The organism is Streptomyces sp. NPDC014864 (genome assembly GCF_043081525.1).
Classification (GTDB): domain Bacteria; phylum Actinomycetota; class Actinomycetes; order Streptomycetales; family Streptomycetaceae; genus Streptomyces.
Window position 1 is genome coordinate 34361 of record NZ_JBIBWT010000003.1, and the last position, 26676, is coordinate 61036.

The 26676-nt window shown below is 73.9% G+C and carries 30 protein-coding genes; 16 read left to right on the forward strand and 14 right to left on the reverse strand.

The window, feature by feature from the left end; all coding sequences use genetic code 11:
- Positions 1-53: 53 nt before the first annotated feature.
- Positions 54-293, forward strand: a complete 240-nt coding sequence (locus ACF1A5_RS06605) for a hypothetical protein (protein ID WP_392191729.1) — start codon at positions 54-56, stop codon at positions 291-293.
- An 89-nt stretch (positions 294-382) separates the two neighbouring features.
- Here the strand turns inward: ACF1A5_RS06605 and ACF1A5_RS06610 are convergent, their stop codons facing one another.
- Both ACF1A5_RS06610 and ACF1A5_RS06615 read right to left on the reverse strand, forming a co-directional pair.
- Positions 383-1639: a ricin-type beta-trefoil lectin domain protein gene (locus ACF1A5_RS06610; RefSeq protein ID WP_392191730.1), complete on the reverse strand. Its 1257-nt coding sequence runs from the start codon at positions 1637-1639 to the stop codon at positions 383-385.
- A gap of 129 nt (positions 1640-1768) precedes the next feature.
- On the reverse strand, positions 1769-2374 hold the full coding sequence (locus ACF1A5_RS06615; RefSeq protein WP_392191731.1) for a VanZ family protein: 606 nt from the start codon (positions 2372-2374) through the stop codon (positions 1769-1771).
- A gap of 275 nt (positions 2375-2649) precedes the next feature.
- On the opposite strand from ACF1A5_RS06615, the gene ACF1A5_RS06620 reads away from it, so the two are divergent.
- Genes ACF1A5_RS06620 through ACF1A5_RS06645 form a run of 6 tightly spaced genes read left to right on the forward strand, consistent with a single transcriptional unit; the run spans position 2650 to position 6488 of the window.
- Positions 2650-2832: a hypothetical protein gene (locus ACF1A5_RS06620; protein ID WP_392191732.1), complete on the forward strand. Its 183-nt coding sequence runs from the start codon at positions 2650-2652 to the stop codon at positions 2830-2832.
- Complete coding sequence (locus tag ACF1A5_RS06625) at positions 2829-3281, forward strand: monovalent cation/H+ antiporter complex subunit F (protein WP_392191733.1); 453 nt, start codon at positions 2829-2831, stop codon at positions 3279-3281. Before ACF1A5_RS06620 ends, ACF1A5_RS06625 begins: the two co-directional genes overlap by 4 nt.
- On the forward strand, positions 3274-3624 hold the full coding sequence (locus tag ACF1A5_RS06630; protein ID WP_392191734.1) for a Na(+)/H(+) antiporter subunit B: 351 nt from the start codon (positions 3274-3276) through the stop codon (positions 3622-3624). Before ACF1A5_RS06625 ends, ACF1A5_RS06630 begins: the two co-directional genes overlap by 8 nt.
- Positions 3621-4361: an MnhB domain-containing protein gene (locus tag ACF1A5_RS06635; protein WP_392191735.1), complete on the forward strand. Its 741-nt coding sequence runs from the start codon at positions 3621-3623 to the stop codon at positions 4359-4361. The genes ACF1A5_RS06630 and ACF1A5_RS06635 overlap by 4 nt, the downstream gene beginning before the upstream one ends.
- Positions 4362-4380: 19 nt before the next feature.
- The gene (locus ACF1A5_RS06640; protein ID WP_392192093.1) at positions 4381-4728 is read left to right on the forward strand and encodes a sodium:proton antiporter; all 348 of its coding nucleotides are present in this window, start codon (positions 4381-4383) and stop codon (positions 4726-4728) included.
- Positions 4728-6488 carry a complex I subunit 5 family protein gene (locus ACF1A5_RS06645; RefSeq protein ID WP_392191736.1) on the forward strand — a complete coding sequence of 587 codons (1761 nt, stop codon included), beginning with the start codon at positions 4728-4730 and terminating at the stop codon, positions 6486-6488. Before ACF1A5_RS06640 ends, ACF1A5_RS06645 begins: the two co-directional genes overlap by 1 nt.
- Before the next feature lie 57 nt (positions 6489-6545).
- Here the strand turns inward: ACF1A5_RS06645 and ACF1A5_RS06650 are convergent, their stop codons facing one another.
- Positions 6546-7208, reverse strand: coding sequence for a DUF4230 domain-containing protein (locus ACF1A5_RS06650; protein ID WP_392191737.1), 663 nt, complete (start codon positions 7206-7208; stop codon positions 6546-6548).
- A 245-nt stretch (positions 7209-7453) separates the two neighbouring features.
- On the opposite strand from ACF1A5_RS06650, the gene ACF1A5_RS06655 reads away from it, so the two are divergent.
- Positions 7454-8422, forward strand: coding sequence for a ribose-phosphate diphosphokinase (locus ACF1A5_RS06655; RefSeq protein ID WP_392191738.1), 969 nt, complete (start codon positions 7454-7456; stop codon positions 8420-8422).
- Between the two features lie 12 nt (positions 8423-8434).
- Here ACF1A5_RS06655 and ACF1A5_RS06660 read toward each other — a convergent pair whose 3' ends face one another.
- Positions 8435-8815: an anti-sigma factor antagonist gene (locus ACF1A5_RS06660; protein ID WP_392191739.1), complete on the reverse strand. Its 381-nt coding sequence runs from the start codon at positions 8813-8815 to the stop codon at positions 8435-8437.
- Between the two features lie 159 nt (positions 8816-8974).
- Positions 8975-9925 (reverse strand): NADP-dependent oxidoreductase, encoded by a 951-nt coding sequence (locus ACF1A5_RS06665; protein WP_392191740.1) that lies wholly within the window; start codon positions 9923-9925, stop codon positions 8975-8977.
- Positions 9926-9996: 71 nt separating this feature from the next.
- Between ACF1A5_RS06665 and ACF1A5_RS06670 the strand changes: the two genes are divergently transcribed.
- The 3 genes from ACF1A5_RS06670 (at position 9997) to ACF1A5_RS06680 (ending at position 12042) form a co-directional block, all read left to right on the forward strand.
- The gene (locus ACF1A5_RS06670) at positions 9997-11049 is read left to right on the forward strand and encodes a GlxA family transcriptional regulator (protein WP_392191741.1); all 1053 of its coding nucleotides are present in this window, start codon (positions 9997-9999) and stop codon (positions 11047-11049) included.
- A gap of 58 nt (positions 11050-11107) precedes the next feature.
- Positions 11108-11572 (forward strand): pyridoxamine 5'-phosphate oxidase family protein, encoded by a 465-nt coding sequence (locus ACF1A5_RS06675; RefSeq protein ID WP_392191742.1) that lies wholly within the window; start codon positions 11108-11110, stop codon positions 11570-11572.
- Between the two features lie 77 nt (positions 11573-11649).
- Positions 11650-12042 carry a VOC family protein gene (locus tag ACF1A5_RS06680; RefSeq protein WP_392191743.1) on the forward strand — a complete coding sequence of 131 codons (393 nt, stop codon included), beginning with the start codon at positions 11650-11652 and terminating at the stop codon, positions 12040-12042.
- Between the two features lie 74 nt (positions 12043-12116).
- On the opposite strand, the gene ACF1A5_RS06685 is transcribed toward ACF1A5_RS06680, so the two are convergent.
- Both ACF1A5_RS06685 and ACF1A5_RS06690 read right to left on the reverse strand, forming a co-directional pair.
- Positions 12117-12470 carry a DUF4235 domain-containing protein gene (locus tag ACF1A5_RS06685; RefSeq protein ID WP_392191744.1) on the reverse strand — a complete coding sequence of 118 codons (354 nt, stop codon included), beginning with the start codon at positions 12468-12470 and terminating at the stop codon, positions 12117-12119.
- Between the two features lie 62 nt (positions 12471-12532).
- A complete protein-coding gene (locus ACF1A5_RS06690; protein WP_392191745.1) occupies positions 12533-13552 on the reverse strand; it encodes a glutathione S-transferase family protein in 1020 nt (339 codons plus the stop codon).
- A 311-nt stretch (positions 13553-13863) separates the two neighbouring features.
- On the opposite strand from ACF1A5_RS06690, the gene ACF1A5_RS06695 reads away from it, so the two are divergent.
- The gene (locus ACF1A5_RS06695) at positions 13864-14781 is read left to right on the forward strand and encodes a cation diffusion facilitator family transporter (RefSeq protein ID WP_392192094.1); all 918 of its coding nucleotides are present in this window, start codon (positions 13864-13866) and stop codon (positions 14779-14781) included.
- Between the two features lie 77 nt (positions 14782-14858).
- Here ACF1A5_RS06695 and ACF1A5_RS06700 read toward each other — a convergent pair whose 3' ends face one another.
- Together ACF1A5_RS06700 and ACF1A5_RS06705 are read right to left on the reverse strand one after the other, a co-directional pair.
- Entirely contained in the window at positions 14859-15308 is a 450-nt protein-coding gene (locus ACF1A5_RS06700; RefSeq protein ID WP_392191746.1) for a nitroreductase family deazaflavin-dependent oxidoreductase, read from the reverse strand.
- 351 nt (positions 15309-15659) lie between these two features.
- Positions 15660-16292, reverse strand: a complete 633-nt coding sequence (locus ACF1A5_RS06705) for a LysE family transporter (protein WP_392191747.1) — start codon at positions 16290-16292, stop codon at positions 15660-15662.
- Between the two features lie 280 nt (positions 16293-16572).
- Here ACF1A5_RS06705 and ACF1A5_RS06710 point away from each other — a divergent pair, with 280 nt between their 5' ends.
- From ACF1A5_RS06710 to ACF1A5_RS06720, 3 genes are all read left to right on the forward strand, one after another.
- The gene (locus ACF1A5_RS06710; RefSeq protein ID WP_392191748.1) at positions 16573-17769 is read left to right on the forward strand and encodes a cytochrome P450; all 1197 of its coding nucleotides are present in this window, start codon (positions 16573-16575) and stop codon (positions 17767-17769) included.
- A 12-nt stretch (positions 17770-17781) separates the two neighbouring features.
- Positions 17782-17970: a ferredoxin gene (locus ACF1A5_RS06715; RefSeq protein ID WP_392191749.1), complete on the forward strand. Its 189-nt coding sequence runs from the start codon at positions 17782-17784 to the stop codon at positions 17968-17970.
- A gap of 194 nt (positions 17971-18164) precedes the next feature.
- Positions 18165-18698, forward strand: coding sequence for a flavoprotein (locus tag ACF1A5_RS06720; protein ID WP_392191750.1), 534 nt, complete (start codon positions 18165-18167; stop codon positions 18696-18698).
- A gap of 33 nt (positions 18699-18731) precedes the next feature.
- On the opposite strand, the gene ACF1A5_RS06725 is transcribed toward ACF1A5_RS06720, so the two are convergent.
- Positions 18732-19589, reverse strand: coding sequence for a hypothetical protein (locus ACF1A5_RS06725; protein WP_392191751.1), 858 nt, complete (start codon positions 19587-19589; stop codon positions 18732-18734).
- Between the two features lie 505 nt (positions 19590-20094).
- On the opposite strand from ACF1A5_RS06725, the gene ACF1A5_RS06730 reads away from it, so the two are divergent.
- Positions 20095-22377, forward strand: a complete 2283-nt coding sequence (locus ACF1A5_RS06730; RefSeq protein ID WP_392191752.1) for a ricin-type beta-trefoil lectin domain protein — start codon at positions 20095-20097, stop codon at positions 22375-22377.
- Between the two features lie 6 nt (positions 22378-22383).
- On the opposite strand, the gene ACF1A5_RS06735 is transcribed toward ACF1A5_RS06730, so the two are convergent.
- The 4 genes from ACF1A5_RS06735 to ACF1A5_RS06750 form a co-directional block, all read right to left on the reverse strand.
- Positions 22384-22902: a universal stress protein gene (locus ACF1A5_RS06735; RefSeq protein ID WP_392191753.1), complete on the reverse strand. Its 519-nt coding sequence runs from the start codon at positions 22900-22902 to the stop codon at positions 22384-22386.
- 24 nt (positions 22903-22926) lie between these two features.
- Entirely contained in the window at positions 22927-24177 is a 1251-nt protein-coding gene (locus ACF1A5_RS06740; protein WP_392192095.1) for an arsenic transporter, read from the reverse strand.
- 94 nt (positions 24178-24271) lie between these two features.
- A complete protein-coding gene (locus ACF1A5_RS06745; RefSeq protein ID WP_392191754.1) occupies positions 24272-24988 on the reverse strand; it encodes a DUF4232 domain-containing protein in 717 nt (238 codons plus the stop codon).
- Positions 24989-25159: 171 nt separating this feature from the next.
- A complete protein-coding gene (locus ACF1A5_RS06750; RefSeq protein WP_392191755.1) occupies positions 25160-26635 on the reverse strand; it encodes a serine/threonine-protein kinase in 1476 nt (491 codons plus the stop codon).
- Positions 26636-26676 lie beyond the last annotated feature (41 nt).

Sequence of the window (26676 nt, forward strand, 5' to 3'; positions counted from 1 at the left end):
ACGACGGGAGACGGTCCCGCGCCCCGCGGCGCGGTGCGTTCTACGCTGGAGGCATGACCGAAGTCGAGAGCCCGCACATCTCCCGTCCGCGGATCATGGTGCTCAAGGTGCAGCCGGGCACCCCGCCCTTCCGCATCGTGGAGATCGACGGTCAGATGGTCGGCGAGGCGAAGAGCATCACGGACGTACTGGAGGCGGCCGCCGCGTACGGCATCGTGGTCCACGACCTCGACGATCCGGACGTGGTCCGCTGGGTCGGCGGCGACAAGTTCACCTGGCACCCGCGCTACTGAGCGCCCCCTTCGAAAGCCGCCCGCGGAACCGGAAGGCGGGCATGGGACCGGCTCCGGCGGACCAGCCGCCGGACCGGCCCCGCGCCGGATCAGCCGACCGTCCATTTCTGGTTGGCGCCGCCCGTGCAGGTCCAGATCTGCAGCCGGGTGCCGTTCGCCGCGTTGTTGCCGGTGACGTCCAGGCACTTGTCCGCCTGCGGATTCACGATGTCGTGCGCCGAGGAGACGACCCACTTCTGGTGGGGACCGCCGGTGCAGTCCCACAGTTGGACGATGGAGCCGTCCGCGGTGCCGTTGCCGGTGACGTCGAGGCACTTGCCGAGGGCGCGGAGCGTGCCGTCGGAGGCGACGGTCCACTGCTGGGCGGCGGTGCCGTTGCAGTCGTAGAGCTGTACCGGGGTGCCGTTGGCGGAGTTCGCGGCCGCCACGTCGACGCACCTGCCGGCCAGCCCCCGTATCGCGGCGCCGCCGGGCGTGCCGCTCGTGGTCACCGACACGGAGTCCACCACCAGTTGCTGCGGGAAGGCGGTCGAGCCGTCCGGGTCGCCCGGCCAGTAGCCGCCCACCGCCAGGTTCAGGATCAGGAAGAACGGCTTGTCGAACACCCAGGTCCGCCCGCCCAGGTCCGCGGGCGTGCGCCGCTGGTAGACGGTGCCGTCCACCGACCAGGTGATCGAGCCGGGCGCCCAGTCGACGGCGTAGGTGTGGAAGGCGTCCGCGAAGGCCTGGCCGTTCGGCAGCGAGTAACCGGCGCCGATCCCGCCCGATCCCGAGTAGCCGGGGCCGTGGAGGGTGCCGTGCACGGTCGACGGCTCGAAACCGACGTTCTCCATCACGTCTATCTCGCCCGAGGCCGGCCAGCGGACCTGACCGATGTCGGTGCCGAGCATCCAGAACGCGGGCCACATGCCCTGCCCGCGCGGGATCTTCATCCGCGCCTCGACGTGCCCGTACTGCGCGGCGAACCGTCCGGAGGTGTTCAGCCGGGCCGAGGTGTACTGGCAGGTGCCGTACCAGCACTGGTAGTTGGCCGGATTCTCGCGCCGGGCGGTGATGACGAGGTGCCCCTGGCCGTCCAGGGCCGCGTTCCTCGTGCCCGCCGTGTAGTACTGCCGCTCGTGGTTGTCGACGTTGTCGCCGGTCTCCGTCTGCCACTTGGCGGAGTCGACGGCCGCTCCCGCGGGCCCGTCGAAGGTGTCGGTGAACGTCGCGGCGGAGGAGACGGCCGGGGCGGCGGGCGCGTCCGACGTCGTGGCCGACCGCGCCGGGCCGATCGCGAAGGAGCCGGCCAGGACGGCGGACAGTGCGGCGAGAAGACATCTGCGGAGCAGGCGTGGGGAGGCCACGGTTCTCCCTTCCGTGCGGCGGCCCGCCGCGCGGGCCGCCGCACGTGGTGGGGGGTGAATGCGTCGCCTCTTGATTCAAGGAGTGAAGTAAGGGACCGTCAATACCTTGGTACGGACCGGTCCCGGCCCCTACACACGCGGCCTGCGGGCGTGCACCGCCCGGCTGAGCCGTCGGCCCAGCAGAAGGTAACCGAGCAGCGCGCCGGTGGTGTTGAGGATGACGTCGTCGATGTCGAAGGCGCGCCCGGTGATCAGCGCCCCCTGGGCGAACTCCACCAGCAGCATCATGACCGCCGTCAGCAGCACCACGCGCAGCAGCCGGCGCGTCCGCGGTGCCACGATCGGCACCAGCACGCCGAACGGCACCCCGAGCAGCAGATTGCCGCCGATCTGCTTGACCGTGTCGCGCAGCCCCGGAGCCTCCATGTAGGCCCGCAGCGAGCGCCCCGGATGCAGGTTGGTGTGCGCGATGGAGGCCGACGCGGGCGACGGCTGGAGCGTCAGCTTCGCCAGGACGACGGCGAAGGCCACCATGAAGACGAAGGCGCACAGCATCGCCAGCAGGCGCAGGGGCCAGGGGAGCGGCCGGCGGCCGTCGCCGGAGTCCGGCTGCGGGGCGCGCCCGGTCTTCGTGGCGCGCCCGGTCTTCGTGGCGCGTTTGGTCTTGGCAGTGCGTCCGGTCTTGGTCGTGAACGGACGGAAAGCGGTACGTGGGCGCGGCGCCACGCGAGCCATGGGCTCCTCCAATTTTGAACTTTCAGACGTAGGACAGCGGTTACCCGCGAAGTCGGCCGGGATGCGGCGGACCGGTCCGGGCCGCGCGCGCCCGTGGCGCGAAAGGGCCCGTGTTCCCCGCGCGCCGGCGACCGGGTTTCCGCCGCATCCGGCGGGGCATCCGGGCGGGGGCCCGCGCGTCGCCGCTCCCCGCGGGCGGGGCGGTGCTTGGATGCCCCGAAGCGGCGCACGGGAGATCCGTGGCGCTCCAGCGACAACACCCGCGGAGGTGGCGTGTGAACCGGCGTACGGCGCTCCTCGCCGTGGGAGAGGTCCTGGTCTGGTGGGCCGCGCTCCTGCTGTTGTGGCTGGTCCTGATCAGCACGGTGGACACCTTGGAAGTGGCCGTCGGCGCCGGTGCCGCGGGCCTGGCGGCGCTGGCCGCGCGGGCCGGCCGGCGGGTGGTGGGCGGGTGGTGAACGGCTGGATCCTTACCGCGTCCTGCGTCCTGGCCGCCGGGCTCGGCGCGGTCCTGTGGGGCGTCACCACCGGGCCGTTGCGCCGCAGGGCCGTCGCGCAGAACCTGTCCACCGCCGTGGCCTGCCCCGCCCTGCTGCTGCTCGCGCAGGGCTACGACCGTCCCTCCTACGTCGATCTCGCCCTGCTGCTCGCGCTGCTGGGCCCGGTCGGCACCCTCGTCTTCGCCCGGCTGCTCGCCGCCGAGCTCGCCGAGGACCCGCCCCGGGCCCGGGCCGCGACCTGGGTGTGCGCCGGTCTCGGCGCGCTGGTCGTGCTGGCGTTGTGCGCGGTCACCGGACCGGGCCGGGCGACGGTGAAGCTCCTGGCCGTCGGGGCGCTGCTGATCGGTGGCAACCTGATCGCCTCCCGGGCGCTGTACGGCGGGATGAAAGGGGCCGGACGTGACTGACGCGGTCCTCGTGGTGGCGCTGCTGCTCGTCGCCGGCTGCGCGACCGCCGCCGTGGCGCACCGCGACCCCGCGCGCCAGGCGCTCGTCCTGTCGGTCCTCGGCGTCGTCCTCGCGGTGCTGTTCACCGTGCTCCAGGCCCCCGACGTCGCCCTGTCGCAGCTCGCGGTCGGCTCGGCGCTGACCCCCCTGCTGATCATGCTCTCGGTCCGCAAGGTCAGGCGGCGCCCGGCGGGTTCCGCGCAGGCCGGGTCCGCAGACGGAACCCGGGCGGCCGGCTCCGGAGAGGCCGGATCCGAGGACGCGGGGTCCAAGGAGACCGGGCCCGACGGGGGCGAGCGGTGAACCCGAGGGTGCGGCTGTGGCTCGTGGGGGCGGCCGGCACGGGACTCGCCGCGCTGCTCGTCGCCGCCTGCCTGAAGCTGCCCGCCTTCGGCGGCTCCTGGCATCCCTACGGCGACCGTGCCGTGCGCGCCTCCCTGTCCCGGCACACCGCCAACACCGTCGCCTCCGTCAACTTCGACCAGCGGGCCTTCGACACCACGGGCGAGATGACCATCCTCTTCGCGGCCGTCCTCGGCTGCCTCGTCCTGCTGCGGCAGACCCGGGACGAGCACCGCGCCCGGCCCCACCCGGCCGACGTCGCCCGGCCGGTGCGCCGCTACGCCCTGATCGTGCTGCCCGTCGCGCTGCTCACCGGGCTGTACGTGATCGCCCACGGGCAGCTCAGTCCCGGCGGCGGCTTCCAGGGCGGCGTCGTCGCCGCGACCTCCCTGCACCTGCTGTACCTGGGCGCCGACTACCGCGCCCTGGAACGCGTCCGTCCGGTCGGGCTCTACGAGATCGGCGACGCGCTGTCCGTCTCCGCGTACCTGGTCCTCGGTCTCGCGGGCGTCCTGGCGGGCACCGCCTTCCTCGCCAACACCCTGCTGCCGTACGGCACGTTCAACACGCTGTCCTCGGGCGGCACCGTGCCCCTGCTGAACGCGGCCATCGGGATGGAGGTCGCCTGCGCGGTGGTGGTGCTGCTCGCGGGTTTCCTGGACCAGGCCGTCGAGATCGAGGAGGAGAGCGGGAAGTGAGAACGCCGTGACCGCCGTGCTGCACGTCCTTCCGTACCTGGTCGCCGTGTGGGTGTTCCTGACCGGCTGCTACGGCCTGGCCACCAGCCGGAACCTGATCCACGCCGTCGGCTGCCTGGCCGTCGTGCAGTCCTCCACGTACGTGCTGCTGCTGGCCGTCGGCTACCGCGACGGCGGCACCGCGCCCGTCTTCTCCGACATCCGGCCCGGCTCCCGGCCCGTGGTGGACCCCGTCGTGCAGGCGCTGGCCCTCACCGACGTCGTCGTCGGCGCCACCGTCACCGCGCTGCTGCTCGCGCTGGTCATGCAGGTCGCCAAACGGCACGGCACGGTCGACCCCGACGAGCTGAGGGAGCTGCGCGGCTGATGCGCCATCTGCTGCCGCTGCTGGTGGCCGTGCCGCTGCTGGGCGCCGCCGTGCTGATCTCCGTCGGCCGCCGCCTGCCGCGCCCGGCCGCCGAGACCGCCGCCTGCGCGGTCTCCGGCGCGACCGCCGGCCTCGCGCTGGTGCTGCTGCTCAACTCCTCGCCACCGCTGGTCGAATGGGTCGGCGCCTGGTACCCGAAGGACGGCGAGAGCGTCGGCATCGTCCTCACCGGTGACGGCGCCGGTCTCGGCATGGCCGCGCTCGCGTCACTGCTGACGCTCGCCGCGCTGGCGTACTCCTGGCACTACTTCGACGAACCGCCCCACGGCCACGCGGGTGCCTTCCCGGCGCTCATGCTGCTCTTCCAGGGGGGCATGTGCGGCTTCGCGATCGCGGGCGACCTGTTCGACGCGTTCGTGTTCTTCGAGCTGATGAGTGTCGTGGCGTACGCGCTCACCGGCTACCGCGTCGACGAGGCCCGGGCCGTGCAGGGCGCCATGACCTTCGGCGTGGTCAACTCGCTGGGCGCCTACTTCGTGCTCATGGGCATCGGCCTGCTGTACGCCCGCACCGGCGCACTCTCCCTGGTGAAGATCGGGCGCGGCCTCGACGCGCACGGCGGCCCTGACGCGCTCACCCTGGCCGCCTTCGTCCTCGTACTGACCGGCCTGCTGGTGAAGGCGGCCGCAGTGCCCTTCCACTTCTGGCTGCCGGACGCGCACGCGGTCGCCCCCACCCCCGTGTGCATGCTGCTGTCCGGGGTCATGGTGGAACTCGGCGCGTACGGCGTCTGGCGGGTGTACGGCACCGTCTTCTCCGGCCCCGGCGGAGTCCCGGCGGCCGACTTCACCCGGGCCCTGGTCGCGCTCGGCGTGCTGACGGCGGCGGTCGGCGCGGTCATGTGCTGGTACCAGCGGCACATCAAGCGGCTGCTGGCCTACTCGACCGTCGCCCACACCGGGCTGTTCCTCGTCGGCATCGGCGTGCTGAGGCCCGAGGCGGACGACGGGGTCGCGCTGTACGTCCTCGGGCACGCGGGCGTGAAGGCGGCCCTGTTCGCCTGCGCCGGCATCCTGCTGAACCGCTACGGCAGTGTCGACGAACTCGCGCTGCACGGCCGGGCCCGGGAAATGCGCGGTGCGGCCGTCATGTTCGCCGTCGGGGCCCTGGCCCTGGCGGGACTCCCGCTGTTCGGCACCGGCCTCGGCAAGGCCGTCGCCGAGGAGGCGGTGGGCGGCCCGCTCACCGTGGTCTACGTCCTCGCGTCCGCCATCACCGGGGGAGCGGTGCTGCGGGTGACCGGGCGCGTGTTCCTCGGGCTGGGCCCGCGGCCCGAGGAGCATCCGGAGGACGAGACGACCGGGTCCGGCGAGCGGCCCGAGACCCTGCACCGCCTCACCCGTGTCCCCGGCACCATGCTGGCGGTCCCCGCGGTGCTCCTCGCCGCGGCGCTCGCCGTCGGGGTGGCTCCCGGATTCGCGGGACTGGTCGCCCGTGCCGTCAACGAGTCCGGCTCCGGGGGCGCCGCCGGCCTCGTGCACTGGACGGGAACCGGAGTCCTCCTGGGGCTGCTGTCGGCCCTGCTCGCCACTGGGCTGGCGGCCGTCGCCGTCACCCGCCCGGGACCTCTCTCGGAACCCGGGTGGGCCCTGCCGCTCAGGCGCCTGCAGTCCGGGCACATCGGGGACTACGTGGCCTGGCTGCTGGTGGGGACGACCCTGCTGGGAGCCCTGGCCCTGCCGGGTGTCCTCGGGGGCTGAGGCCGCCGAGGACACCCGGCAGGGCTGCCGAGGCGCCGGGCCCCGGGGGCATCCGCTTCAGGCGCCGTAGGAGACGTGCACCTCCTTGAAGCCGAGGGAGCGCAGCAGGCCTTCCAGCATGCCGGTGGTGTTGCTCTCGGCCCTCGTGGTCAGTCCGCTGTCCTTGGCCGCGTCCGCGATGTGCCGGACGGCGAGCTGCTGGACGGCGCGTTCGCTGTTGGGGTTGTCGGAGAACAGGTCGCCGAGGCGGTCCAGCAGCCCGCGCTGCTTGGAGACCGCGTACGAGTGGTCGGGGTCGAGGGCCGGCTTGCCGAGCCGCGCGTGCGGCAGGCGCAGCGTGGCCGAGGTGCGGTCCGCGTCGACCGACACGTCCTTGCCGCCTACGTCGCCGAGATCGACGTAGGCGTCGACGGTGCCCGCCCCCACGTACAGGGTGCGGGTGCCGCGGAGCGCGTCCGGCAGGTACTTGGTGTCCTTCTCCAGGTCCACGACGACCTGGAAGTTGCCGGACGCGGCGTTGTAACGGCTCATGTCCTGGATGGACTTCAGCAGCGCGGGGCCCGAACGGTCCTGCGTCCGCGTGCCGAACAGGTCGTCGATGCCCGGCAGCACGGCCATCCGGATCCCCGCGAACAGCACGACGAGCACCACCACGACGGCAGTCACCGCCTTTGCCCAGCCGGGCATGCGCCGGGGCACTCGCCTGAGGGAAGTCGTCATTCGGCGCTCCTCCTTCCTCCTTCTGCGCATGCCCGCCAAATCCCGTGGCAGACCGCCCCTTTGACCGGCCCCGTCCGCGGCCGAGCCGGACGCGCGGATCGACGGCGCCCCGCCGGGGCCTCCGGGGGGCGGGAGCACCGGATCCGGTCACGGCCGGCGCGGGGGCCGTGGCGCACCGCGACCGGCTTTCCCGTGGTCAGTAGCATGAGCCCGGCAGTCAGCAGTGATCATGCGAGGAGCGGATCGTGCGAGACATCGCGGTGTTCAGCGGCAGCGCTCATCCCGACCTGGCGGCGGAGGTCTGCGCGCATCTGGGCGTGCCGCTCAGCCCCACCCGGCTCAGCCGGTTCGCCAATGACTGCCTGGAGGTGCAGTTGCAGGCGAACTGCCGGGAACGCGACGTCTTCCTGATCCAGCCGCTGGTCAGGCCGGTCCAGGAGCACCTGGTGGAGCTGCTGCTGATGTGCGACGCGGCCCGTGGCGCCTCCGCCGGCCGCATCACCGTCGTCATGCCGCACTACTCCTACGCCCGTTCCGACAAGAAGGACGCCCCGCGCATCTCCCTGGGCGGACGGCTGGTCGCCGATCTGCTGGTCGCCGCCGGTACGAGCCGGGTCCTCGCCATGACGCTGCACGCGCCGCAGGTGCACGGCTTCTTCTCGGTGCCCGTCGACCATCTGCACGCCCTGCGCGAACTGGCCGCCCACTTCCGGCAGTACGACCTGAGCCGCACCACCGTCGTCTCGCCGGACCTCGGAAACGCCAAGGAGGCGGCCGCGTTCGCGCGCATGATCGGGGCGCAGGTGGCCGCGGGGGCCAAGCAGCGCTTCGCGGACGACCGCGTGACCATCAGCTCCGTCATCGGCCATGTGGCCGGGCGGGACGTCATCGTGCTGGACGACGAGATCGCCAAGGGCAGTACGGTCCTCGAACTCCTGGACCGCCTGCGTGAGTCGGGGCCCCGCTCGATCCGGATCGCCTGCACCCACGGCCTGTTCGCGGAGGGCGCGCTGAAACGGCTGACCGAACAGCCCGACGTGCTGGAGATCGTGTGCACCAACACCGTGCCGGTGCCGGTGGACGACCCGGAGGAGTACCGGTCCAAGCTGCGGGTCCTGTCCATCGCCCCGGCCCTCGCCGAGGCCGTGCGGCGCATCCACAACGGCGAGTCGGTCAGCGCCCTGTTCGACGCGCCGCGCGGCGAGGAGGGCTAGGGCGGCGCCGGTTCAAGGGGAGCCGGACGCGGCCTCGGGCTGCTCCAGGGCGGCGTCCAGCGTCGGGTTCGGGGGCAGCAGCCGGGCCAGGCCGGTGGTCCTGAGCACCCGCAGGGTCAGCGGGTGCGTGCACACCAGGCGCAGCTCGCCGCCCTGGCCGAGGACCCGGCCGCGGGCCCGGTAGAGCAGCCGCAGTCCGGAGCAGTCGAAGAAGTCGACCCGGCTGAGGTCGATGACGACCCGGGCACCGGGCCGGGCCGTCACCCGGTCCAGACAGGGGAGGATCTCCACCGCCGCGACGATGTCGATCTCACCGCGGAACTCCAGCACGGTGTGGCCGCGGTCCCGGTGGATGCGCAGATGCCGGGTGAGCGGCGCAGGTTCCTGCTGCACGACGACATCGCCTCCAACCGAACCTGATACGGCGGGGTGACGGATCACCGGGCCCAAAACCCGTCCCCGCCCTGCAAGTTACCCTCGTTGGAGTGAATTCCAGCATGTTCGGTTGACATATGTCATCGAATTGCGGCCGTGTCCTGCCGTGAAGTGCGGTCAGTCGGCCAGCAGCACCAGCTTCCCCGTGGTGCGGCCGGTGTCGCCCAGCTCGTGCGCCTTGGCGGCCTCGGCCAGCGGAAAGGTCCCGGCGATCGTGGCGCGCAGCCGGCCCGCCCCGACCAGGTCCGCGATCGCCCTCATGCCGTAGTGGTCGGCGTCGACGAGCATCCTCATCGCCCGCACGCCGAGCCGCGCCGCCTCCTCGTGGAACTCCTCCGAGCCGACCGGCAGGATCGAGACCACGATCCCGCCCGGCCGCAGCACCCGCAGCGAGCGCACGGAGGTGTCGCCGCCGAGGGTGTCCAGCACCACGTCCACGTCCCGCACGGCCTCGGCGAAGTCGGTCGTGCGGTAGTCGATCGCCTCGTCCACGCCGATCTCCCGCAGGAAGTCGTGCTTGCCCGCGCTCGCGGTGCCGATGACGTACGCGCCGCGTGCCTTCGCGATCTGCACCGCCACATGGCCCACCCCGCCGGCCGCCGCGTGGATCAGCACCCGCTGCCCGGGCCGCACCTCGGCCCGCTCCACCAGCGCCTGCCACGCGGTCAGCGAGACCAGCGGCAGTGCGCCCGCCTGGACGTGGTCGATCCCGGCCGGCTTGTGTGTGAAGGCACGTGCCGGGGCGGTGACGTACTCGGCGTGCGAGCCGTGGCCGAACGGGTAGGGCAGCATGCCGAAGACCTCGTCCCCGGGCTGGAAGAGGGCGACCCCGACGCCGGTCGCCTCGACCACGCCGGAGACGTCCCAGCCGAGGACGAAGGGCGGCTCGCCGAGGAAGCCGCCGGTGGCCCGGTGCTTCCAGTCGGTGGGGTTCACCCCCGCGGCCCGCACCCGGACCAGTACCTCGTTCGGTCGCGGCTCGGGCCGCTCCAGCGTCACTTCGTGGAGGACCTCGGGGCCGCCGAGGACGTCCTGGCTGATGGCACGCATCGTGTTCACATCGCTCATGGTGAACCAGCCTGCCCCGATCCGCCCGGCGGGAAAATGGCATGATTGCCAACCTTCGCTAGGATCGTGCCATGAGGCGAACGGAACGGGTCGTGGTGCTGGCCCTCGACGGTGTCTACCCCTTCGAGCTGGGCATCCCCAACCGGATCCTCGGCGCGGCCGACGGGCACTACGAGGTGCTGACCTGCACGGTCGACGGGCAACCGGTGCGCACCAGCGCGGACTTCACCGTCACCGCCGACCACGGACCGGAGGTGCTGGACACCGCGGACACGGTGGTGATCACGGCCGTGCCGCCGGCCCGGATCGCCGAGCGGCTGCCGGACGAGGTCGCCGCGGCGCTGGCCCGGATCCCCGAGCGGGCGCGCATCGTCTCCATCTGCACCGGCGCCTTCGTCCTCGCCGCGGCCGGACTGCTCGACGGCCGCCGGGCCACCACCCACTGGCACGTCGCCGAACGCTTCCGGCGCGCGTTCCCGCGGGTCACCCTCGACCCGGATGTGCTCTTCGTCGAGGACGGCCGGTTCCTCACCTCGGCGGGCGCCGCCTCCGGGGTCGACATCTGCCTGCACCTCGTGCGCTCCGACCACGGCGGCGAACTCGCCAACGCCGTGGCGCGACGCTGCGTGGTCCCGCCGTTCCGCGACGGCGGTCAGGCGCAGTACATCGAGCAGCCCGTGCCCGAGCAGGGCGCCGCGAGCACCGCCGGGACCCGCGCGTGGGCCATCGGGCGCCTGGACGAGCCGCTGACACTGACCGACCTCGCCGCCCACGCCCGGATGAGCCTGCGCACCTTCGCCCGCCGGTTCAACGACGAGGTCGGGCTCAGCCCCGGCCGCTGGCTCATCCAACAGCGCGTCGCCCGGGCCCGCCACCTCCTGGAGTCCAGCGACCTGACGGTCGACCAGATCGCCGGCCAGGTCGGCTTCGCCACCGGCGCCTCCCTGCGCCAGCACCTGCACGCCGCGATCGGCGTCTCCCCGCAGGCGTACCGGCGCACGTTCCGGACGGCCCGCGGGGGCCCGCGACCCACCGCACGATCCGAAAGGGAGGCCCTGGCGGCCGGAGGCGCGGCGCGCCCCGCGGAGATCCGGGCGGGAAAGGACGCCCGACGGTCACACTGAGGGGGCGCACGTGATCTCCGTACGACGACGCGACGACCCGTCAGGAGGCTGTCCGACCATGACCCCACCACCCGCACGCTCCGCGCGGCAGCGCAGGCTGGACTCCCTGCACCGGCTGGAGAACGACGTCGACGCCTGGGTGGCGACGGCCGACGCCGACGGGGGCCTCCCGCACCTCGTGCCGCTGTCGTTCGTCTGGGACGGCGCCACCCTCCTCCTGGCCACCCCCGCGGAGAGCCGGACCGGGCGGAACCTCCGGACGACCGGCAGGGCGCGGCTCGGCATCGGGCCGACCCGTGACGTGGTGCTCGTGGAAGGGACCGTCGAGGCCGTGCCGCCCGCCGACCTGCCCGAGGAGGACGCCGAGATCTTCGAGGCCAAGACCGGTTTCGACCCGCGCCGCCTCGCCACGCCCTACCTGTACTTCCGCGTCCACCCCCAGCGGGTGCAGGCCTGGCGCGAGGCCGACGAACCGGACGGGCGGGAACTGATGCGTGACGGTGAGTGGCTGGCCGCCGACTGAATCCGCGGCGCCGGGATATCCGGAGGGAAGGGGCGGCGGGGCAGGCACGTCCTGCCGCCGGAATCTTCGGAGGAGACATGCCACTGGTGACCGCCGGCGTGGTGGTGCTCGACTGCGCCGAGCCCGAGAAACTCGCCGTGTTCTACAAGGAGTTCCTGGAGGGGGAGGAGACCGCGGCCACCGCCGACCTGGTGGAGATCCGCGGCGGCGACGGAATGCGGATGGCCTTCCGGCGGGACGCCAACGCGACCCCGCCGAGCTGGCCGCGCCCCGAGAACTCCCTCCAGGCCCATCTGGACTTCCGGGTCGAGGACCTGGACGCGGCCGAGCGCCGGGTCGTCGAGCTCGGCGGCCGCCCGCTGGAGGCGAAGGATGCGCCCGGCCCCTACGAGGAGCGCTCCTGCTCCGACCCGGCCGGTCACTCCTTCACCCTCCGGCGCGTGCGGCCCGCGGGGCCCAAACAGAGCTGACGCCCCGCGGGAACGAGGCCGACGCCGGCCGGCCGCACCCCGGCATCCGGGGTGCGCGGCCGGCCGGCGTCGGTTCAGTCGCGGCCGCCCTTGGACTTGGCCGGCCACACTCCGGTCGAGCGCTCGATGGCCTTGGCGCCCGCGCGGTCCACCGCGCTGCGCACCACGGCGAAGATGGCCCCCTGGACGGCCGCGGCCAGCAGGATCTCGCCCCAGCCGCGGTCCTCGTCGAGCGCGTCGGGGGCGTCCTCCTCGTGGCGGATCGCCTTCCACGTGGCGCGGAAGGCCATCCCGGCCAGCGCTCCGCCCGCCCAGCCCAGCGTGAACCCCACGGGCTGGTAGGCGAGCGGGAGCTTGTTCTTCTTCTTGGCCACCTGTGTCTCCTTCTTGTGCGTGCGGTACGTGTCGTACCGGCCGTTCGTGCTCATCAGCGGCGGTGTTTTCCGGGCGCGCCGGACGCCGCGCGAACGAGTCGGCGGCGGGGGAGTGGTCAGGGCCTGCCCCGGACCGGCACCTCCTCCCCGGCGCGCACCGGCCCGGGAGGAGTCCCGTCCCCGAAGGGCCGGCCGCCGAGCGCCTCCCGGTGGTGCGGCGTCAGCCAGCCGGACAGGTCCGGCCCGAGGGGCACGATCCCGGTCGGGTTGATGCCGGTGTGCACCTGGTGGTAGTGACGCTTGATGTGGTCGAAGTCGACCGTGTCACCGAAACCCGGTGTCTGGTACAGATCGCGGGCGTACGCCCACAGCACCGGGTTCTCCGCCAGCTTCCACCGGTTGCACTTGAAGTGTCCGTGGTAGACGGCGTCGAAACGGACCAGCGTGGTGAACAGCCGGACGTCCGCCTCGGTGATCGTGTCCCCGACGAGATAGCGCTGCCCCGCGAGCCGGTCCGCCAGCACCTCCAGCCGCCGGAACACACCCGTGCACGCGGCCTCGTACTCCGCCTGGCCGGTGGCGAACCCGGCCCGGTACACGCCGTTGTTGACGTCCTCGTACACCTCCGCCATCACGGTGTCGATCTCGGTGCGCAGCGCCCGCGGGTACAGGTCGGGCGCCCCGGGCCGGTGCAGCGCCGTCCACTCGGTGGCGAGGTCCAGCGTGATCTGCTGGTAGTCGTTGGTGACCAGCCGGCCGCTGGGCACGTCGACGATCGCGGGCACGCTGACGCCGCCCGGATGGCCGTGCTCCCGGGCGTCGTAGGCCTCGCTGAGGAACCGGACTCCGAGGACGGGGTCGCGGCCGTCCGGATCGAGGGTGAAACGCCAGCTCCGGTCGTCCTGGACGGGGTCCGTGACGGCGAGCGACAGGGCGTCCTCCAGACCGAGCAGCCGCCGTACGACGAGCGCCCGGCTCGCCCAGGGGCAGGCACGGCTGACGACCAGACGGTAGCGCCCGGCCTCGACCGGCCATCCGTCGCGCCCGTCCGCGGTGATCCGGTCCCTGAAATGGCTCCTGGACCGCTTGAAGGTCCTGTGTCCGTAGGCGCTGTTGCCGCCGCCCCCGCCGCTCATGTGTCCTCCTGCCGTACGACCGTCCCTGCGACCGTCCTGGTGAACGCGTTCCCCGAATTCGCCCAGTGGCACGGTATGAGCCAGGGCGGCCGGGGCATTCGGCGGAGGTGAGCGGGACACCTACGGAAAACACGACGGACGACATGACGGACCACGCGAACGACCGGGCGCCGGGCGGCTCGACGCACCAGCCGCCCGATCACGCGAAGGGCCGGGATCCTGACCGGGCGCCGAAGTGCGGCACGGACGGCAAGGAGGAAGGGGGAGGAGAAGGGGCCGGGAAGGCGGCGGACCGCAGGACACGGATCACCGTGCTGGTGGCCCTCGCGGCGAATCTCGTCATCGCGGTCGCCAAGGCCGTCGGCGGTCTCCTCGCGGGCTCGCCGGCGCTGCTGTCGGAGGCGGCCCACTCCGTCGCCGACAGCCTCAACGAGGTCTTCCTGCTGGCCGCGCTGCACCGCAGCCGCCGCCCCGCCGACCGGCGCCACCCCTTCGGCTACGGCAAGGAGCGGTTCTTCTGGTCCCTCCTCGCCGCTGTAGGGATCTTCGTCATGGGCGGCTGCTTCTCCTTCCTCCAGGGCATCGAGGCGCTGCGCAACGGCGCCGAGGAGACCTTCGGCGGCTACGTGGCCGGCCTGATCGTCCTCGGGGTCGCCCTGCTGGCCGAGGGCACCTCCCTGCTGCGGGCCCTGCACCAGGTGCGCCGCCAGGGCGGCAAGGGCGGCCTGCGCGACCCGGCACTGCGCACCGTCGTCGCCGAGGACGGCACCGCGGTCCTCGGCGTCACCCTCGCCATCATCGGCATGGCGCTGCACATGATCACCGGCCAGGTCGTCTGGGAGGCCTCCGCCTCGCTGGCGATCGGCGGCCTGCTCGTCTACGTCGCCTACCGGCTCGGCCGCGACGCGCGCGACCAGCTGATCGGGGAGGCCGCCGATCCCGAGCTGACCGACCGGATCAGGAACCTGCTCCGGGCACAGCCGGAGATCGACAGCGTCGAGGCGCTGTTCACCATGCAGATGGGCCTCGACTGCGTCATGGTGGCCGCCCGGATCGACCTGGCGCCCGGCCTGGACAGCGAGAAGGTGGAGGAGATCTCCGTGCGCATCAAGCGCTCCATCGCCCGCACCGTGCCCGAGGCGGACCAGGTCTTCCTCGACGTGACGGACCGGCGGACCGAGCGGAAACGGGAAAGCCCCGCCGCGACGGGGGAGCGCGGCGGGGCCTGAGGAGCGGTTGCCCGGCCTCCGACGGCTTCATGGGCCCCGGCGCGGGGATTTCTCTCCGGCCGGGCATCCCCTCCGCATCAGTGCCCGTCGGCCGGCTCCAGCACGAGGACCGGGATCTCCCGCGAGGTCTTCTGCTGGTACTCGGCGTACGGCGGGTAGGCGGCGACGGCGCGCTCCCACCACTCGGCCTTCTCGGCCCCAGTGACCTCACGGGCCGTCATGTCCCGTTTGGTGGGTCCGTCCTGCAGCTCGGCGCGGGGATCGGCGGTGAGGTTGAAGTACCAGACCGGGTGCTTGGGCGCGCCGCCCTGGGAGGCCACCACGGCGTACCGCCCGTCGTGCTCCACCCGCATCAGCGGCGTCTTGCGGATCTTCCCGCTCTTCGCGCCCCGGGTGGTCAGCACCACGACGGGCAGGCCCGTGTCCAGCAGCGTGGTCCCCTTGGTCCCGCCGGAACTCTCGTACAACTCCACCTGATCCCGCACCCACTGGGTAGGGCTGGGCTCGTACTCGCCCTCAAGAGGCATGGCGTCCGTCCTCTCTCGCGTCCTGTCACGGATCTCGCGTCGCCGTGCAACAACGGTGGCCACACGATTCATCCCTACCGCGTTCCCCGGGACTCCCTTCCGCTCCTCTTCGGCCACTCCCACGCCCGCGCCCGGGTGGCGCCGCGCGGGCGGCCGGGCGGCCCGGGACGGTACACCTGGCGCACCGCCTCACGCGGACGCCACGACCGTCCGTAGCGCCCGACGCGGGCCGCGCGCCCCGCCTCACGCGAGCCGATCGACCGTCCGTAGCGCCCCGACACGGGCCGCGCGCACCGCCTCAGCGGGCCGACCGGCCGTCCGTAGCGCCCGACACGGGCCGGACGCACCGTCTCACGCGGGCCACACGACCATGCGTACCGCCAGCGCCGTCATCACCGCGCTCGACACCAGAGCCGTGACCAGCCGCCCCCGGTGACCGGTCAGGGCGCGGCCCAGCAGCGCGCCACTGCCGGCCAGCAGCAGCTGCCAGCTCGCGGAGGCGGCGAAGGCCGCCAGCACGAACACCCCCTGTTCCGGAAGCGGCACGGCGGCCGTGGTACGGCTGCCCAGCACCAGCGCCGCGAAGTAGATCACCGTGGCCGGATTGAGCAGGGTGAGGCCCAGCAGCCCGAGGTAGGCGCGCGCGGGACTCGGCGCGGCCGCGTCCGGCCGCCCGGCCGGGCGACGGACCCGGTACCGCCGCAGCGCGGTGACCGCGCCCCATCCGGCCAGCGCGGCCAGTACCAGGGCCGACATCCAGCGCAGCGGCCCCAGCACCGGCCGCAGAGACGTGGCCAGGGCGGCGCCCCCGAGCGTGGCCAGCAGGGCGTAGACGCCGTCGGCGGTGGCGACGCCGAGCGCGGCGCACGACCCGGTCCGCAGCGAGGTGCGGGCGGTGAGGGAGACGAGGTAGGTCCCGACGGCGCCGACGGGCACGGCGATGCCGAAGCCCGCGAGCAGCCCCGCGACGAGCGCGCCGGTCACGGCCGTACCGGACCGGACCTCCGGGGACGGCCGGGCTGCTGTCGGCGCCCCGCCGGGCAGCGGGCGGCGGACGGCGGCAGCGGGAACACGGCACTCGTGGACATGGCCGGATACTGCGGTCCGAGGCCGCGTGACGGCAAACGAATTACCCGGAGGGGCGGCAGCGGATCCCGGCCAGATCCCGCGGGTCGCCGATCTGGCCGAACTTCATGTCGTGCATTGGATGCCTCGGGCATCTAATGAAGATCGGCACGACGCACTCATCGTCTGCGAGGTCTTCATGACGGAACTGTCGGAACCCGTCGCCTTCCCCCAGGACCGCACCTGCCCCTACCACCCGCCCACCGGCTACGACCCGCTGCGCACCGCCCGCCCGATCACCCGCATCGCCCTCTACGACGGCCGCCCGGCCTGGCTCGTCACCGGGCACGCCCTCGCCCGGGACCTGCTGGCCGACCCGCGCCTGTCCACGGACCGCACCCGGCCCGACTTCCCCGCGGTCACGCCCCGCTTCGCCGCGGCCCGCGACCGCAAGGTCGCGCTGCTGGGCGTCGACGACCCCGAGCACCGCACCCAGCGGCGGATGATGATCTCCAGCTTCACGCTCAAGCGCGCCACCGCGCTCAGGCCCCACATCCAGCGGATCGTCGACGGCCTGCTGGACGCGATGATCGCCCAGGGGCCGCCCGCGGAACTGGTGAGCGCCTTCGCGCTGCCCGTGCCCTCCATGGTGATCTGCGCGCTGCTCGGCGTGCCCTACGCCGACCACGAGCTCTTCGAGGAGCAGTCGCGCCGCCTGCTGCGCGGCCCCACGGCCGCCGACACCCTGGATGCCCGCGAGCGCCTGGAGACCTACCTCGGCGCGCTGCTCGACAGCAAGCTCAAGGACCCCGGTGACGGTCTGCTGGACGAACTCGTCCAGGAGCAGGTGCGGGAGGGCGCCCCGGACCGCGACGAGCTGATCTCGATGGCCGTCATCCTTCTGGTCGCGGGCCACGAGACGACCGCCAACATGATCTCCCTCGGCACCTACACGCTCCTGCAACACCCCGAGCGGCTGGCGGAACTGCGCGCCGACCCCGCGCTGCTGCCCGCCGCGGTCGAGGAACTGATGCGGATGCTCTCCATCGCCGACGGCCTGCTGCGGGTGGCCGTCGAGGACATCGAGGTGGCGGGTACGGCGATCCGGGCCGGGGACGGCGTGGTCTTCTCCACCTCCGTCATCAACCGCGACGAGGGGGTCTACCCCGCTCCGGACAGCCTGGACTGGCACCGCCCGGCCCGCCACCACGTCGCGTTCGGCTTCGGCATCCACCAGTGCCTCGGCCAGAACCTCGCCCGCGCCGAGCTGGAGATCGCCCTGAGCACCCTCCTCGACCGGCTGCCCACCCTCCGCCTGGCCGCCCCGCCGGACCGGATCCCGTTCAAACCCGGCGACACGATCCAGGGGATGCTGGAACTCCCCGTGACCTGGTAAGAGGCTGCCGTCATGCACATCGACATCGACAAGGACCGCTGCATCGGCGCCGGTCAGTGCGCCCTGGCGGCCCCGGGCGTGTTCACCCAGGACGACGACGGCTTCAGCACCCTGGTGCCCGGCCGGGACGACGCGAGCGGGGACCCGATGGTCAGGGAAGCCGCCCGGGCCTGCCCCGTCGGGGCGATCACGGTGTCCTGAGCGGCGGACCGGCCCGGCCGCCCGGCCGCCCGGCGGGCGGCCGGGCGAACGGCACAGCGACCCGGCGCGGTCCGCCGCCCACTCCGGGCGCCCGCTGTCCCGCCGTCCGTCCCCCGCCGTCCCCGTGCCGGGGAACGGACCTTCCGCGGCCGGCCGATGAAGTGCTCCGCGGCCCGGTTCAGTAGGGTTCCCGGATGACCGAGCGGGCCGAGAAACCCTTCCTCTACGTCGTCGTCTGCGGCGCGGGCGTCGCCGCGGACGTCGGCGAACTGATCGCGGCCGCGCAGGAGCGCGACTGGGAGGTCGGCGTCATCGCCACTCCGGTCGCCATGGGCGGCTTCTTCGACACCGAGGCGGTCCGGGCCCAGACCGGCCGGCGCATCCGCTCCGCCTGGCGCACCCCGGGCGACCCCCGCCCCTTCCCGCCGCCCGACGCGGTGGTCGTCGCCCCCGCCACCTTCAACACCGTCAACAAGTGGGCGTCCGGCATCGCCGACACCCTCGCCCTGGCCACCCTGTGCGAGGCCGTGGGGCTCGGCGTCCCGGTCGCCGTCCTGCCGTGCGTGGCCGACGCCCTGGCCGCCCACCCCGCCTACCAGGAGAGCCTGCGGCGCCTGCGCGCCATGGGCGTCCGGTTCGGAGAGCCGTACTCCGGCGAGCCCGTGGCGGGCGGCGGCAGGCCGGAGTTCGGCTGGGCGCGGGCGATGGAACTGCTCGACGGCCGTTAGACCTGTCCGGTCGACGACGCCCCGGTCGCGGGCCTAGACGCAGTCGACGGTGGGGCCCGCCAGCATCCCGCCCGTGTAGAGGTCCTGGCCTCTCGGCATCCAGTAGCCCAGCTTCGACACGACCGTGGAGCAGACGGAGCCGAGCGTCACCCGCACCCGCACGGTGTCGGGGTGCCCGGGCTGAAGGTCCGTCAGGGCACAGTCCAGGGAATGCGACAGTCGGGTCCTCGCCGGGTAGCGGCCGACCAGCGGGTTGACGCAACGGGGGTCGTCCGTGGCGATCCGCGCGCCCGAACCCTCCCGCGCGATCAGCCCGAGGCGGGCGTTGCCGTCGCCCGCGTCGCTGTCGCGGTACACCGTGTACGTCACCGTGGTGGTGGCGTTCCTCCGCAGCGTGGTCCGGTCGGTCACGACGCGGTGCGTGGCCCTCGGCTTGGGCGCGGTGAGGGTGAGCGTGGTGTGCACGGTGCCGATGAGGTCCACCGCCGCGGGCGCGGAGCGTACGCGCACGCGGGCCGTGATCTCGTACGTACCCGGGCCGGGGTACTCGCCGGAGCCCGGCAGGGTGCCGGAGGCCACCGTGACCCCGTTCCTGGCGGCGGTCCAGGTGCCCGAAGTACGGCAGGCGTAACGGGCCTTGGTCGCGGGATACCCACAGGCCGCCGGTGCCGAGACCGCCATCACCGGGGTGCCGCTGCCCGCGCACAGGCTGACCACGGCCCACTGGTGGTCGGGGCCGCGCAGGGCGCCCGCAGGGGCGCACAGGGTCGCCGGGACGTCGTCGTCGGCCGCCGCGGGCGCACTCGCCCCGCCCCACGCGGGCGACACCAGGGCGAGAGGCAGTGCGGCCGTGGCGATGAGGGTTCTGAGGATCGTCGGACGTGTCGGCACGTGGTCCTCCCGCACGGCAGGGACCGGCCCCGCGCCGGTCTCCTGGGCCGAGGATGCGGGACCGCGACGGGCGTCCGGCCGTTCCCACGCCGCGCGGTCACCTGTGGGCAGCAACCGCCGGGGGCGCCGGTGACCCGGTCGGACCTGCCGGGTCCCGGCCGCGTCCCACATCCCGCACGCCGGGGGCGTCCACGGACCTCCGGGACGCGAACTTCCGGCACACACCGCGACCCGATCGGTTCTCGATGCAGAAAATGCCGTATCGATCGATTGGGATTCACTTTCCTTCTCTGAATTGACAAAACGTCAATAAGGCGGGTTCCAGCGGGCCGTCCGAAAAACGGCGCGATCACTTGTTACGCCGCGCTGACCTGTGCAAAGGTGTGCCCTGTCGGCGTACGGGCAAGGGATTTAACGGTCCGCGCGACGCTCATTCGAGATGCCGACGTCCCACTTGGTGCCCGTTGGTACGGACAAATTCCGCGGTGTGTGGAGGAATTCAGCCGTGAACGACCCTGGCCTGCCGAATTCCCGCCAGCGTTCCGGCAGGCCCGCGACCACGGACGAGGAACTGAGCGCCGAGCTGCGGAAGTGGACGGGCGGCACCCCGGCGGTCAGTCCCGTGGGCCAACTGCTGGACCGTCACTGGGAAGCGGCCTGCGCCTACGCCCGGCTGTGCACCGCCGGCCCGCATCCAGCGGGGATGCTCACCACCGCGGCCTTCACCCGCCTGTTCGGGCAGACCCTGCGGCAGTCCGGTCCGGCCGCCGCCTGGCGTCCCCAACTGCTGGTCACCGTGCGCCGGATAGCGGCCGAGTGGGCTGCCGACCACCGGCTGGAGATGCTCCACCCCGACCTCAGGACCGCGGCCGGCGAGGGCGGGCGGATCGCCGCGCGGCTGCTGCCGCAGACCGACCGGCGTCTGCTCTCCCAGGCGTTCCAGCGGCTGCCCGAGACGGCCCGCGCGCTGCTCTGGCACACCGAGGTGGAGGCGGAGCCGCTCGCGGCACCGGCCCGGCTGCTCGGTCTCGACGAGGAGGGCGCGCGCATCGAACTGCGGAGGGCCCGGGAGCGGCTGCGCGAGGAGTGCCTCCAGGTCCACCGCGAACTCGCCCCCGACCAGGACTGTCTGCGCTACTTCCGGCTGCTCGACGTCACCTACCGGCGCGGCGGCGTGGCCATGGACCCCGACCTCGCGCGGCACCTCGCCGGCTGCACGCACTGCCGTCACACCGCCGGCCAGCTGGGCCGGTTCAACGCCGACCTCGGCGGGGCACTGGCCGAGGGGGTGCTCGGCTGGGGCGCCCAGGCCTATCGCGAGTCCCGCCTGGGCACCCCCGAGGAGGCGCCGGCCGGGGAGGCGGGACCGGCCCCCGCCGCGACACCGGGCGGTGGCGGGACCTTCGTACCCTCGCCCCCGGCCCCACCCGCGGGTGGCGAGGTGTTCGGGTCCGCCCCCAGGGGTGTCCCCGTGGGCGGTGAGGACTTCGGCGGCGCGTCGTCCGTGCTGCCCGGCGGCGGTGGGGACTTGGGGGTTGCTTCGTCCGTGGGGCCCGGCGGCGGTGGGGACTTGGGGGTTGCTTCGTCCGCGGGGTTCGGCGGTGGCGGGGTCTTCGGGCCCGTGCCCCCGGGTGCGACCGGAGGCGGCGAGGCCTTCGCTTCCGCGTCCCTCGCGGCGTCCGCCGGTGGCGGAGGCGCGCCGTCGCCCAGGGCCGCCGGCCGCCCGTCCCGGCGGCCCGCCGCGCCGCGCCGCGGGGCGAGGGCGGCGGCCGGGTCGGCCGAGGTGCCCGTGCCCTCGGCGTCCTTTGCGGCCGATGCCGGACCCCGGACCGCGGGCCGCCGTTCGGCCCACAGGGCCGCCCGGCGCGCCGCCCGCCGGCGCAACCTCACCATCGCCGTGGCCACCGTGAGCGGCCTGGTCGTCCTGCCGCTCGTCCTGTGGTCCGCCCTGGGCTCCGGCGACGGCGGCGCCCCGGGCACGGACGCCCGGCCCTCCGACACCCCCTCCGACACCCCGTCAGCCGGGCCCTCGTGGGCCGGGGCCGGCCGGGCCGGGCAGACCACCCTGCGCGGACGGCTGCACAACGTGGCGTCCGGGCTGTGCGTCGGCCTGGTCGGCAAGAAGGCCGTCAAGGGCGCGGAGGCCGAGCTGGCGACCTGTTCCTCTACGCCGGGCCAGCAATGGATCTACGAGAGGGACGGGTTGCTGCGCAGCGCGGCCGCACCCGGCCTGTGCCTGGACTCCCACCTCGGCTACTCGGTCCAGCTGGCCCCCTGCGCGCAAGCCGGCGGGCCGGGCGCCAAGAACGTCCGCTACGACTTCACCCCGCGCGGCCTGCTCGTCCCGCGGTTCGACCGGGACCTCGCGCTGACCCCCGCGGCCACCGACGGCGCGGGCTCCCTCGTGCTCAAGACCCGCGCGGACAGCGAGGTCCAGCGCTGGGTGATCGACACCTCGCAGCCCGGCCTGCAGATGGCGGAGGTCGACTGGGACGCGGGCGGCCGCCCCTCCTCCACCCCGGCCGCCCCCGGGCCTTCGGCGTCGGGGAAGCCGACGGCCGCACCGGCTTCGTCCGCCCCGCCGACCGGGCCGAGCGGGCAGCCCACGCCCGCCGGCTGCTCCCCGTACCGTTGCCAGGGGGACGGCCGGTACGACCACGGGCACCGCTACGGACACGGCGACGGCTCCGGCTACGGATACGACAGCGGCTCAGGGTACGGATACGACGGCGGTTCCGGCTACGGATACGACGGCGGCTATGGCGGTTACGGCTACGGGGGCCGCTGAGCGGCCTCAGTGGTGGTGGGGCGGTGGCGAAGGCAGGGTCGCCAGGCCGGGCGCCGCCTCCGGCCACACCAGCAGCACCGGGCACGGCGCGTGGTCGACGACGAACCGCGCGGCCGGCCCCAGGCTGTGCGGGCCGAGCGTGGCCCGGTCGCCGTCGCGGGCCAGCACCAGCAGATCGGCGCCCTCGGCCGCCGCCACGACCTCGCGCTCGACCCGTCCGGTCCGCTCCGTCCGGGCGCACGGCCCGCCGAGCCGGGCGGCGGCCGCCTCCATCAGCTCGGCCGCCGACGTGCCGCCGAGGTCCGTCAGCCGGTCGCCCGGGTCGCTGCCCCAGCCCCTGGCCGGGGCGTGCCCCCGGGGACGGCCACGGCCGAGCAGCCCGGCGAACGCGCCGTGCGCCACGTCGGCCACCTCCGGCCCGCTCACATGCAGCAGCACCACGTCGGACGCCCCCGGCGCATGGGTGCGCGCGGCGTCCACGCACGCGGGCCAGGTGCCCTCGACGAGCCAGACGATCACGCGCATCAGGTCGGCCTCCTCCGGTCAGCCTCACAGAACGAGCAACGAACCCCACAGTGCCACCACGGCGGGAACGAGGGCGGCGGGCACGGCCAGCAGACCGAGCCGGGTGAACTCCCGCAGGTCGACGCCGTGTTCGTGCTGGTGCACGATCCGCCGCCACAGCAGCGTCGCCAGCGAGCCCGCGTAGGTGAGGTTCGGGCCGATGTTCACCCCGAGCAGCACGGCGAGCACGGCGCCGGGCCCGGTCGGGACGGTCAGCGGCAGCAGTACCAGCACGGCGGGCAGATTGTTGATCAGGTTGGCCAGGACGGCGGCCAGCACGGCGACGCCGAGCAGTGCGGGCAGTCCCGTGCCGTCGGGCAGTACATGCCCGAGCGCGTCGGCGAGCCCGTTGTCGACCACCGCGCGCACGACGACGCCGAGCGCCAGCACGAACGCCAGGAAGGACGGCGCCGCGGCCCGCACCACCGTCGACGGGGTCGCCTTCCGCCGCAGCAGCGCCCGTACGGCGAGGACGAGCGCGCCCGCCAGCGCCGCCCACGCCGGCTCGACGCCGAACGCGGAGGTCACCACGAACCCCGCGAGCGTGCACGCCACGGTGACGAGCGCGAACAGGGGAAGCTCCGGCCGCCCGGAGGCACGGCCCGGGGGCGCCGCGGCCGACAGGTCGCGGACGAAGAAGCGGCGGAAGACCACGTACTCGGCACCGATCGCCACCAGCCACGGCAGCGCCATCAGCGCCGCGAACCGGGTGAAGCTCAGTCCGCTCGCCGCGAACGCCAGAAGGTTGGTCAGATTGGAGACAGGCAGCAGCAGCGACGCCGTGTTCGACAGATGCGTGCAGGCGTACACGTGCGGCTTGGGGCGCACCCCGGTGCGCGCGGCCGTGGCGAACACCACCGGCGTCAGCAGCACGATCGTCGCGTCCAGGCTGAGCACGGCGGTGATCGCCGAGGCCAGTGCGAACACTGCCGTCAGCAGCCGCACCGGACTGCCCCCCGCCCGGCGGGCCATCCACGCCCCGCACGCCTGGAACAGCCCCTCCACGTCGCAGAAGTGAGCCAGCACCAGGACGGCCGCCAGGAACCCCACCACGGGCCCCAGCCGCTCGGCCTCCTCCCGGGCGTGGTCCAGGGAGATCGCGCCGGTGGCGATCGCGACGCCGGCGGCCGGGACCGCCATGACCGCCTCGGGCAGGCCGAAGGGGCGGACGACGGCCCACGCGAGCACGGCGACGAGCAGGACGACGGACAGGCTCTCGGCGAGCGGGCTGTTCAGGACTCGGTCCTCCGGACGCGATCAGGTGGTGCGCGCCCATCAAAGCAAACGAGCGGGGGAGAGGCGGCGCCCGTCCCCGGCCGGGGACGGAAGGTCAGGCGCCCGTCCCCGGGCTGAAGACCGTCAGGAACACCGAGGAGGCGTTGCCGCCCACCGGCACCCGGCCTCCCTTCCAGGTGACGGTGAGATGGTCGCGCTCGTCCGGCGGGGTGACGATCAGCGCGGCGGGCGTCGCCGTCCTCGCGCCGCTGATCTCGGGGTTGGAGAAGCTCAGTCCCGCCCAGGCGCTGCGGCCCGGCTTCAGGGTGACCGTCGTGGGGCTGCCTTCCGAGCGCTTGGGGTCCGGGCCGAGCTGCCGTCCGGAGGCGTCCACGAAGGCGGCCCCGGGGTAGCCGTGCAGGGTGCAGGTCCGGCCGGAGGCGTTGGTGAGGACGATCGGGAAGTTCTCCTGACCGGCGCCCGGGTTGTTGCGGCCCACCGACGCCCGCAGTTCGGAGGTGTGACAGCGGCTGCTCGCGGCGGCGGTGGCCTTGCCGGTGCCGGTGCTCCTTCCCGCGCCCGTCCGGGCGGCGGAAGGGCCGGTGGCGGCGGCGGTGGCCGTCCGGCCCGTGCCGACGTCGCCGCTCGGCTCGGCGGGGGTGGGCGCCGTGGCGGTCGTAGGGGCATCGGTCGCGGGCGCGGCGGTGCCCGACACCTTCTGCGGGGAGCCCGTCGCGCCGCCGTCGTTGCCGCAGGCGGTCAACAGGCCCAGCACGGCGGCCGCGCTCGCGAGCAGGGCCGCCCGGTGGCGAGTCGGGGACGTGTGCGCCATGTTCCACACTCCTGGAGGTTTCGCCGCACGCGTCCGTCGCGTGCGTCCGGCGCCTCGTGCGCCGTCATGAGTGTCCGATGCCGGGATCGTGCGAAAGGTTCGCGGTTCGCCGTGATTTTTCCCGAACATGGCCGGGTCCTCCCGTACGCGGGCGGGTGATCCCGTGGGCGGTCAGGTGACCCGGAGGGAGCGGAGTACGCGGTCCGTCGGGTCGGCGCCGTCGTGCCGGCGGATCTGCACGTACACCTGGGGCCGTGCCGGGCCGTCCGCCGGGACGAGCGCGCCCTCCGTGATCCCGCCCCCACCACCGCAGCGGCTCCACCGGCGGACGCGGCCGTGCCAGTGCGCGCCGGCCCAGGCGCGGTCGCCGTCGTAGTGGCAGCCCAGGTGGGACAGCGCGCCGACCCGGGCCGTGACGTCGCCGCTCTGGCTCAGGCCGACGAACACGCCGTCCACGGGAGACCCGACGTCCTGCCACCGCGCCAGGTCGTCGGCGACGGCGAGCCCGGGTTCGTGTCCGGCGCGCAGCCCGAGCGCCGCCGGATCCCAGCCGGAGTCCCGCAATTGGCGCGCCCAGGCGCCGGGCACCTGGACCGTGATCCGGCCGGTGGCGTCCCGCACCCGTACGTCGTGCGGTGCCCGGGCCGGCTGGATCGTCAGGGAGAACATGACCACGGCGGCGGCGACCACCGCCAGGGCGGCAGCCACGGCGGCGAGCGCGATCACCGCCTCCCGGCGCCGGCGGGGACCGGCGGCCGCGGGCGCCGACGCGGCCGGCTCGGCCGCGGCGACCGTCCGGGCCGGCTCCTCCCGCGCCTCTGCCTCCTCCGCCCCCGCCTGCCGCTCCCTCGGCTCGGGCAGCTCCGCCAGTTCCTCCAGCTTCTCCGCGAACGCCTGCGCGGTGGGCCAGCGTCGTTCGCGGTCCGGTTCCAGGGCGCGCAGCACGGCCCGCCGGACCGCGGCGTCCAGGCCCGGCCGCAGCCGCTCCGGTCGCTCGACCCGGCCAGGGATGCCGGGAACCGCGCCGGTGAGGAGCCGGTAACCGACCGCGCCCAGGCCGTAGACGTCGGCGCGCGCGTCGATCCCGGCGCCCGGCTCGGCCTGCTCCGGCGGTCGGTACCCGTCCGAACCCGCGGCCTGGGTCAGACCCGACGCCTGCGCCAGGCTCTTGGCCAGCCCGAGGTCGGCGAGCAGCACCCGCCGGCTGCCGTCCGGGGCCGTGCGCAGCAGGATGTTGCTCGGCTTGACGTCCCGGTGCACGATGCCCGCCTCGTGCAGCGCGTGCGCACAGCGGGCGGCCAGGGCGGTCAGCCGCAGCGCCTCGCGGACGGGGAGGGGTCCGGCGGCCGCCCGTTCGGCGAGGGTGCCGGCGTCCGCGTACTCCATCACGAAGTACGGCCTCCCGTCGGGCAGTTCACCGATGTCGTAGACCTGCACCACCCGCTCCGAGCCGGCCCTGCGCAGCAACCGCGCCTCGGCCAGGAACCGTTCGCGGATGTCGAGCCGGTGTGCCCAGTTCTCGGCGAGGACCTTGACGGCCACCGGGGCTTCGAGCTCATCGTCGTGGGCGAGCCACACCGTGCCGAACGCGCCGGTGCCCAGGCGCCGTTCGAGACGGTAGCGGCCGATCCGCTCGAGGGACTGCATGGCACTATCATGCCCGCCCTGAGATCGACTCCGAGGGAGAC

What these genes read in the sequence shown, in the direction of transcription:
- ACF1A5_RS06605 (WP_392191729.1), top strand. Translation starts at nt 54, where the DNA reads ATGACCGAAGTCGAGAGCCCGCACATCTCCCGTCCGCGGATCATGGTG.
- ACF1A5_RS06615 (WP_392191731.1), bottom strand. Translation starts at nt 2,374, where the DNA reads ATGGCTCGCGTGGCGCCGCGCCCACGTACCGCTTTCCGTCCGTTCACG.
- ACF1A5_RS06645 (WP_392191736.1), top strand. Translation starts at nt 4,728, where the DNA reads ATGCGCCATCTGCTGCCGCTGCTGGTGGCCGTGCCGCTGCTGGGCGCC.
- ACF1A5_RS06650 (WP_392191737.1), bottom strand. Translation starts at nt 7,208, where the DNA reads ATGACGACTTCCCTCAGGCGAGTGCCCCGGCGCATGCCCGGCTGGGCA.
- ACF1A5_RS06665 (WP_392191740.1), bottom strand. Translation starts at nt 9,925, where the DNA reads ATGAGCGATGTGAACACGATGCGTGCCATCAGCCAGGACGTCCTCGGC.
- ACF1A5_RS06670 (WP_392191741.1), top strand. Translation starts at nt 9,997, where the DNA reads ATGAGGCGAACGGAACGGGTCGTGGTGCTGGCCCTCGACGGTGTCTAC.
- ACF1A5_RS06675 (WP_392191742.1), top strand. Translation starts at nt 11,108, where the DNA reads ATGACCCCACCACCCGCACGCTCCGCGCGGCAGCGCAGGCTGGACTCC.
- ACF1A5_RS06680 (WP_392191743.1), top strand. Translation starts at nt 11,650, where the DNA reads ATGCCACTGGTGACCGCCGGCGTGGTGGTGCTCGACTGCGCCGAGCCC.
- ACF1A5_RS06685 (WP_392191744.1), bottom strand. Translation starts at nt 12,470, where the DNA reads ATGAGCACGAACGGCCGGTACGACACGTACCGCACGCACAAGAAGGAG.
- ACF1A5_RS06690 (WP_392191745.1), bottom strand. Translation starts at nt 13,552, where the DNA reads ATGAGCGGCGGGGGCGGCGGCAACAGCGCCTACGGACACAGGACCTTC.
- ACF1A5_RS06700 (WP_392191746.1), bottom strand. Translation starts at nt 15,308, where the DNA reads ATGCCTCTTGAGGGCGAGTACGAGCCCAGCCCTACCCAGTGGGTGCGG.
- ACF1A5_RS06710 (WP_392191748.1), top strand. Translation starts at nt 16,573, where the DNA reads ATGACGGAACTGTCGGAACCCGTCGCCTTCCCCCAGGACCGCACCTGC.
- ACF1A5_RS06715 (WP_392191749.1), top strand. Translation starts at nt 17,782, where the DNA reads ATGCACATCGACATCGACAAGGACCGCTGCATCGGCGCCGGTCAGTGC.
- ACF1A5_RS06720 (WP_392191750.1), top strand. Translation starts at nt 18,165, where the DNA reads ATGACCGAGCGGGCCGAGAAACCCTTCCTCTACGTCGTCGTCTGCGGC.
- ACF1A5_RS06735 (WP_392191753.1), bottom strand. Translation starts at nt 22,902, where the DNA reads ATGCGCGTGATCGTCTGGCTCGTCGAGGGCACCTGGCCCGCGTGCGTG.
- ACF1A5_RS06745 (WP_392191754.1), bottom strand. Translation starts at nt 24,988, where the DNA reads ATGGCGCACACGTCCCCGACTCGCCACCGGGCGGCCCTGCTCGCGAGC.
- ACF1A5_RS06750 (WP_392191755.1), bottom strand. Translation starts at nt 26,635, where the DNA reads ATGCAGTCCCTCGAGCGGATCGGCCGCTACCGTCTCGAACGGCGCCTG.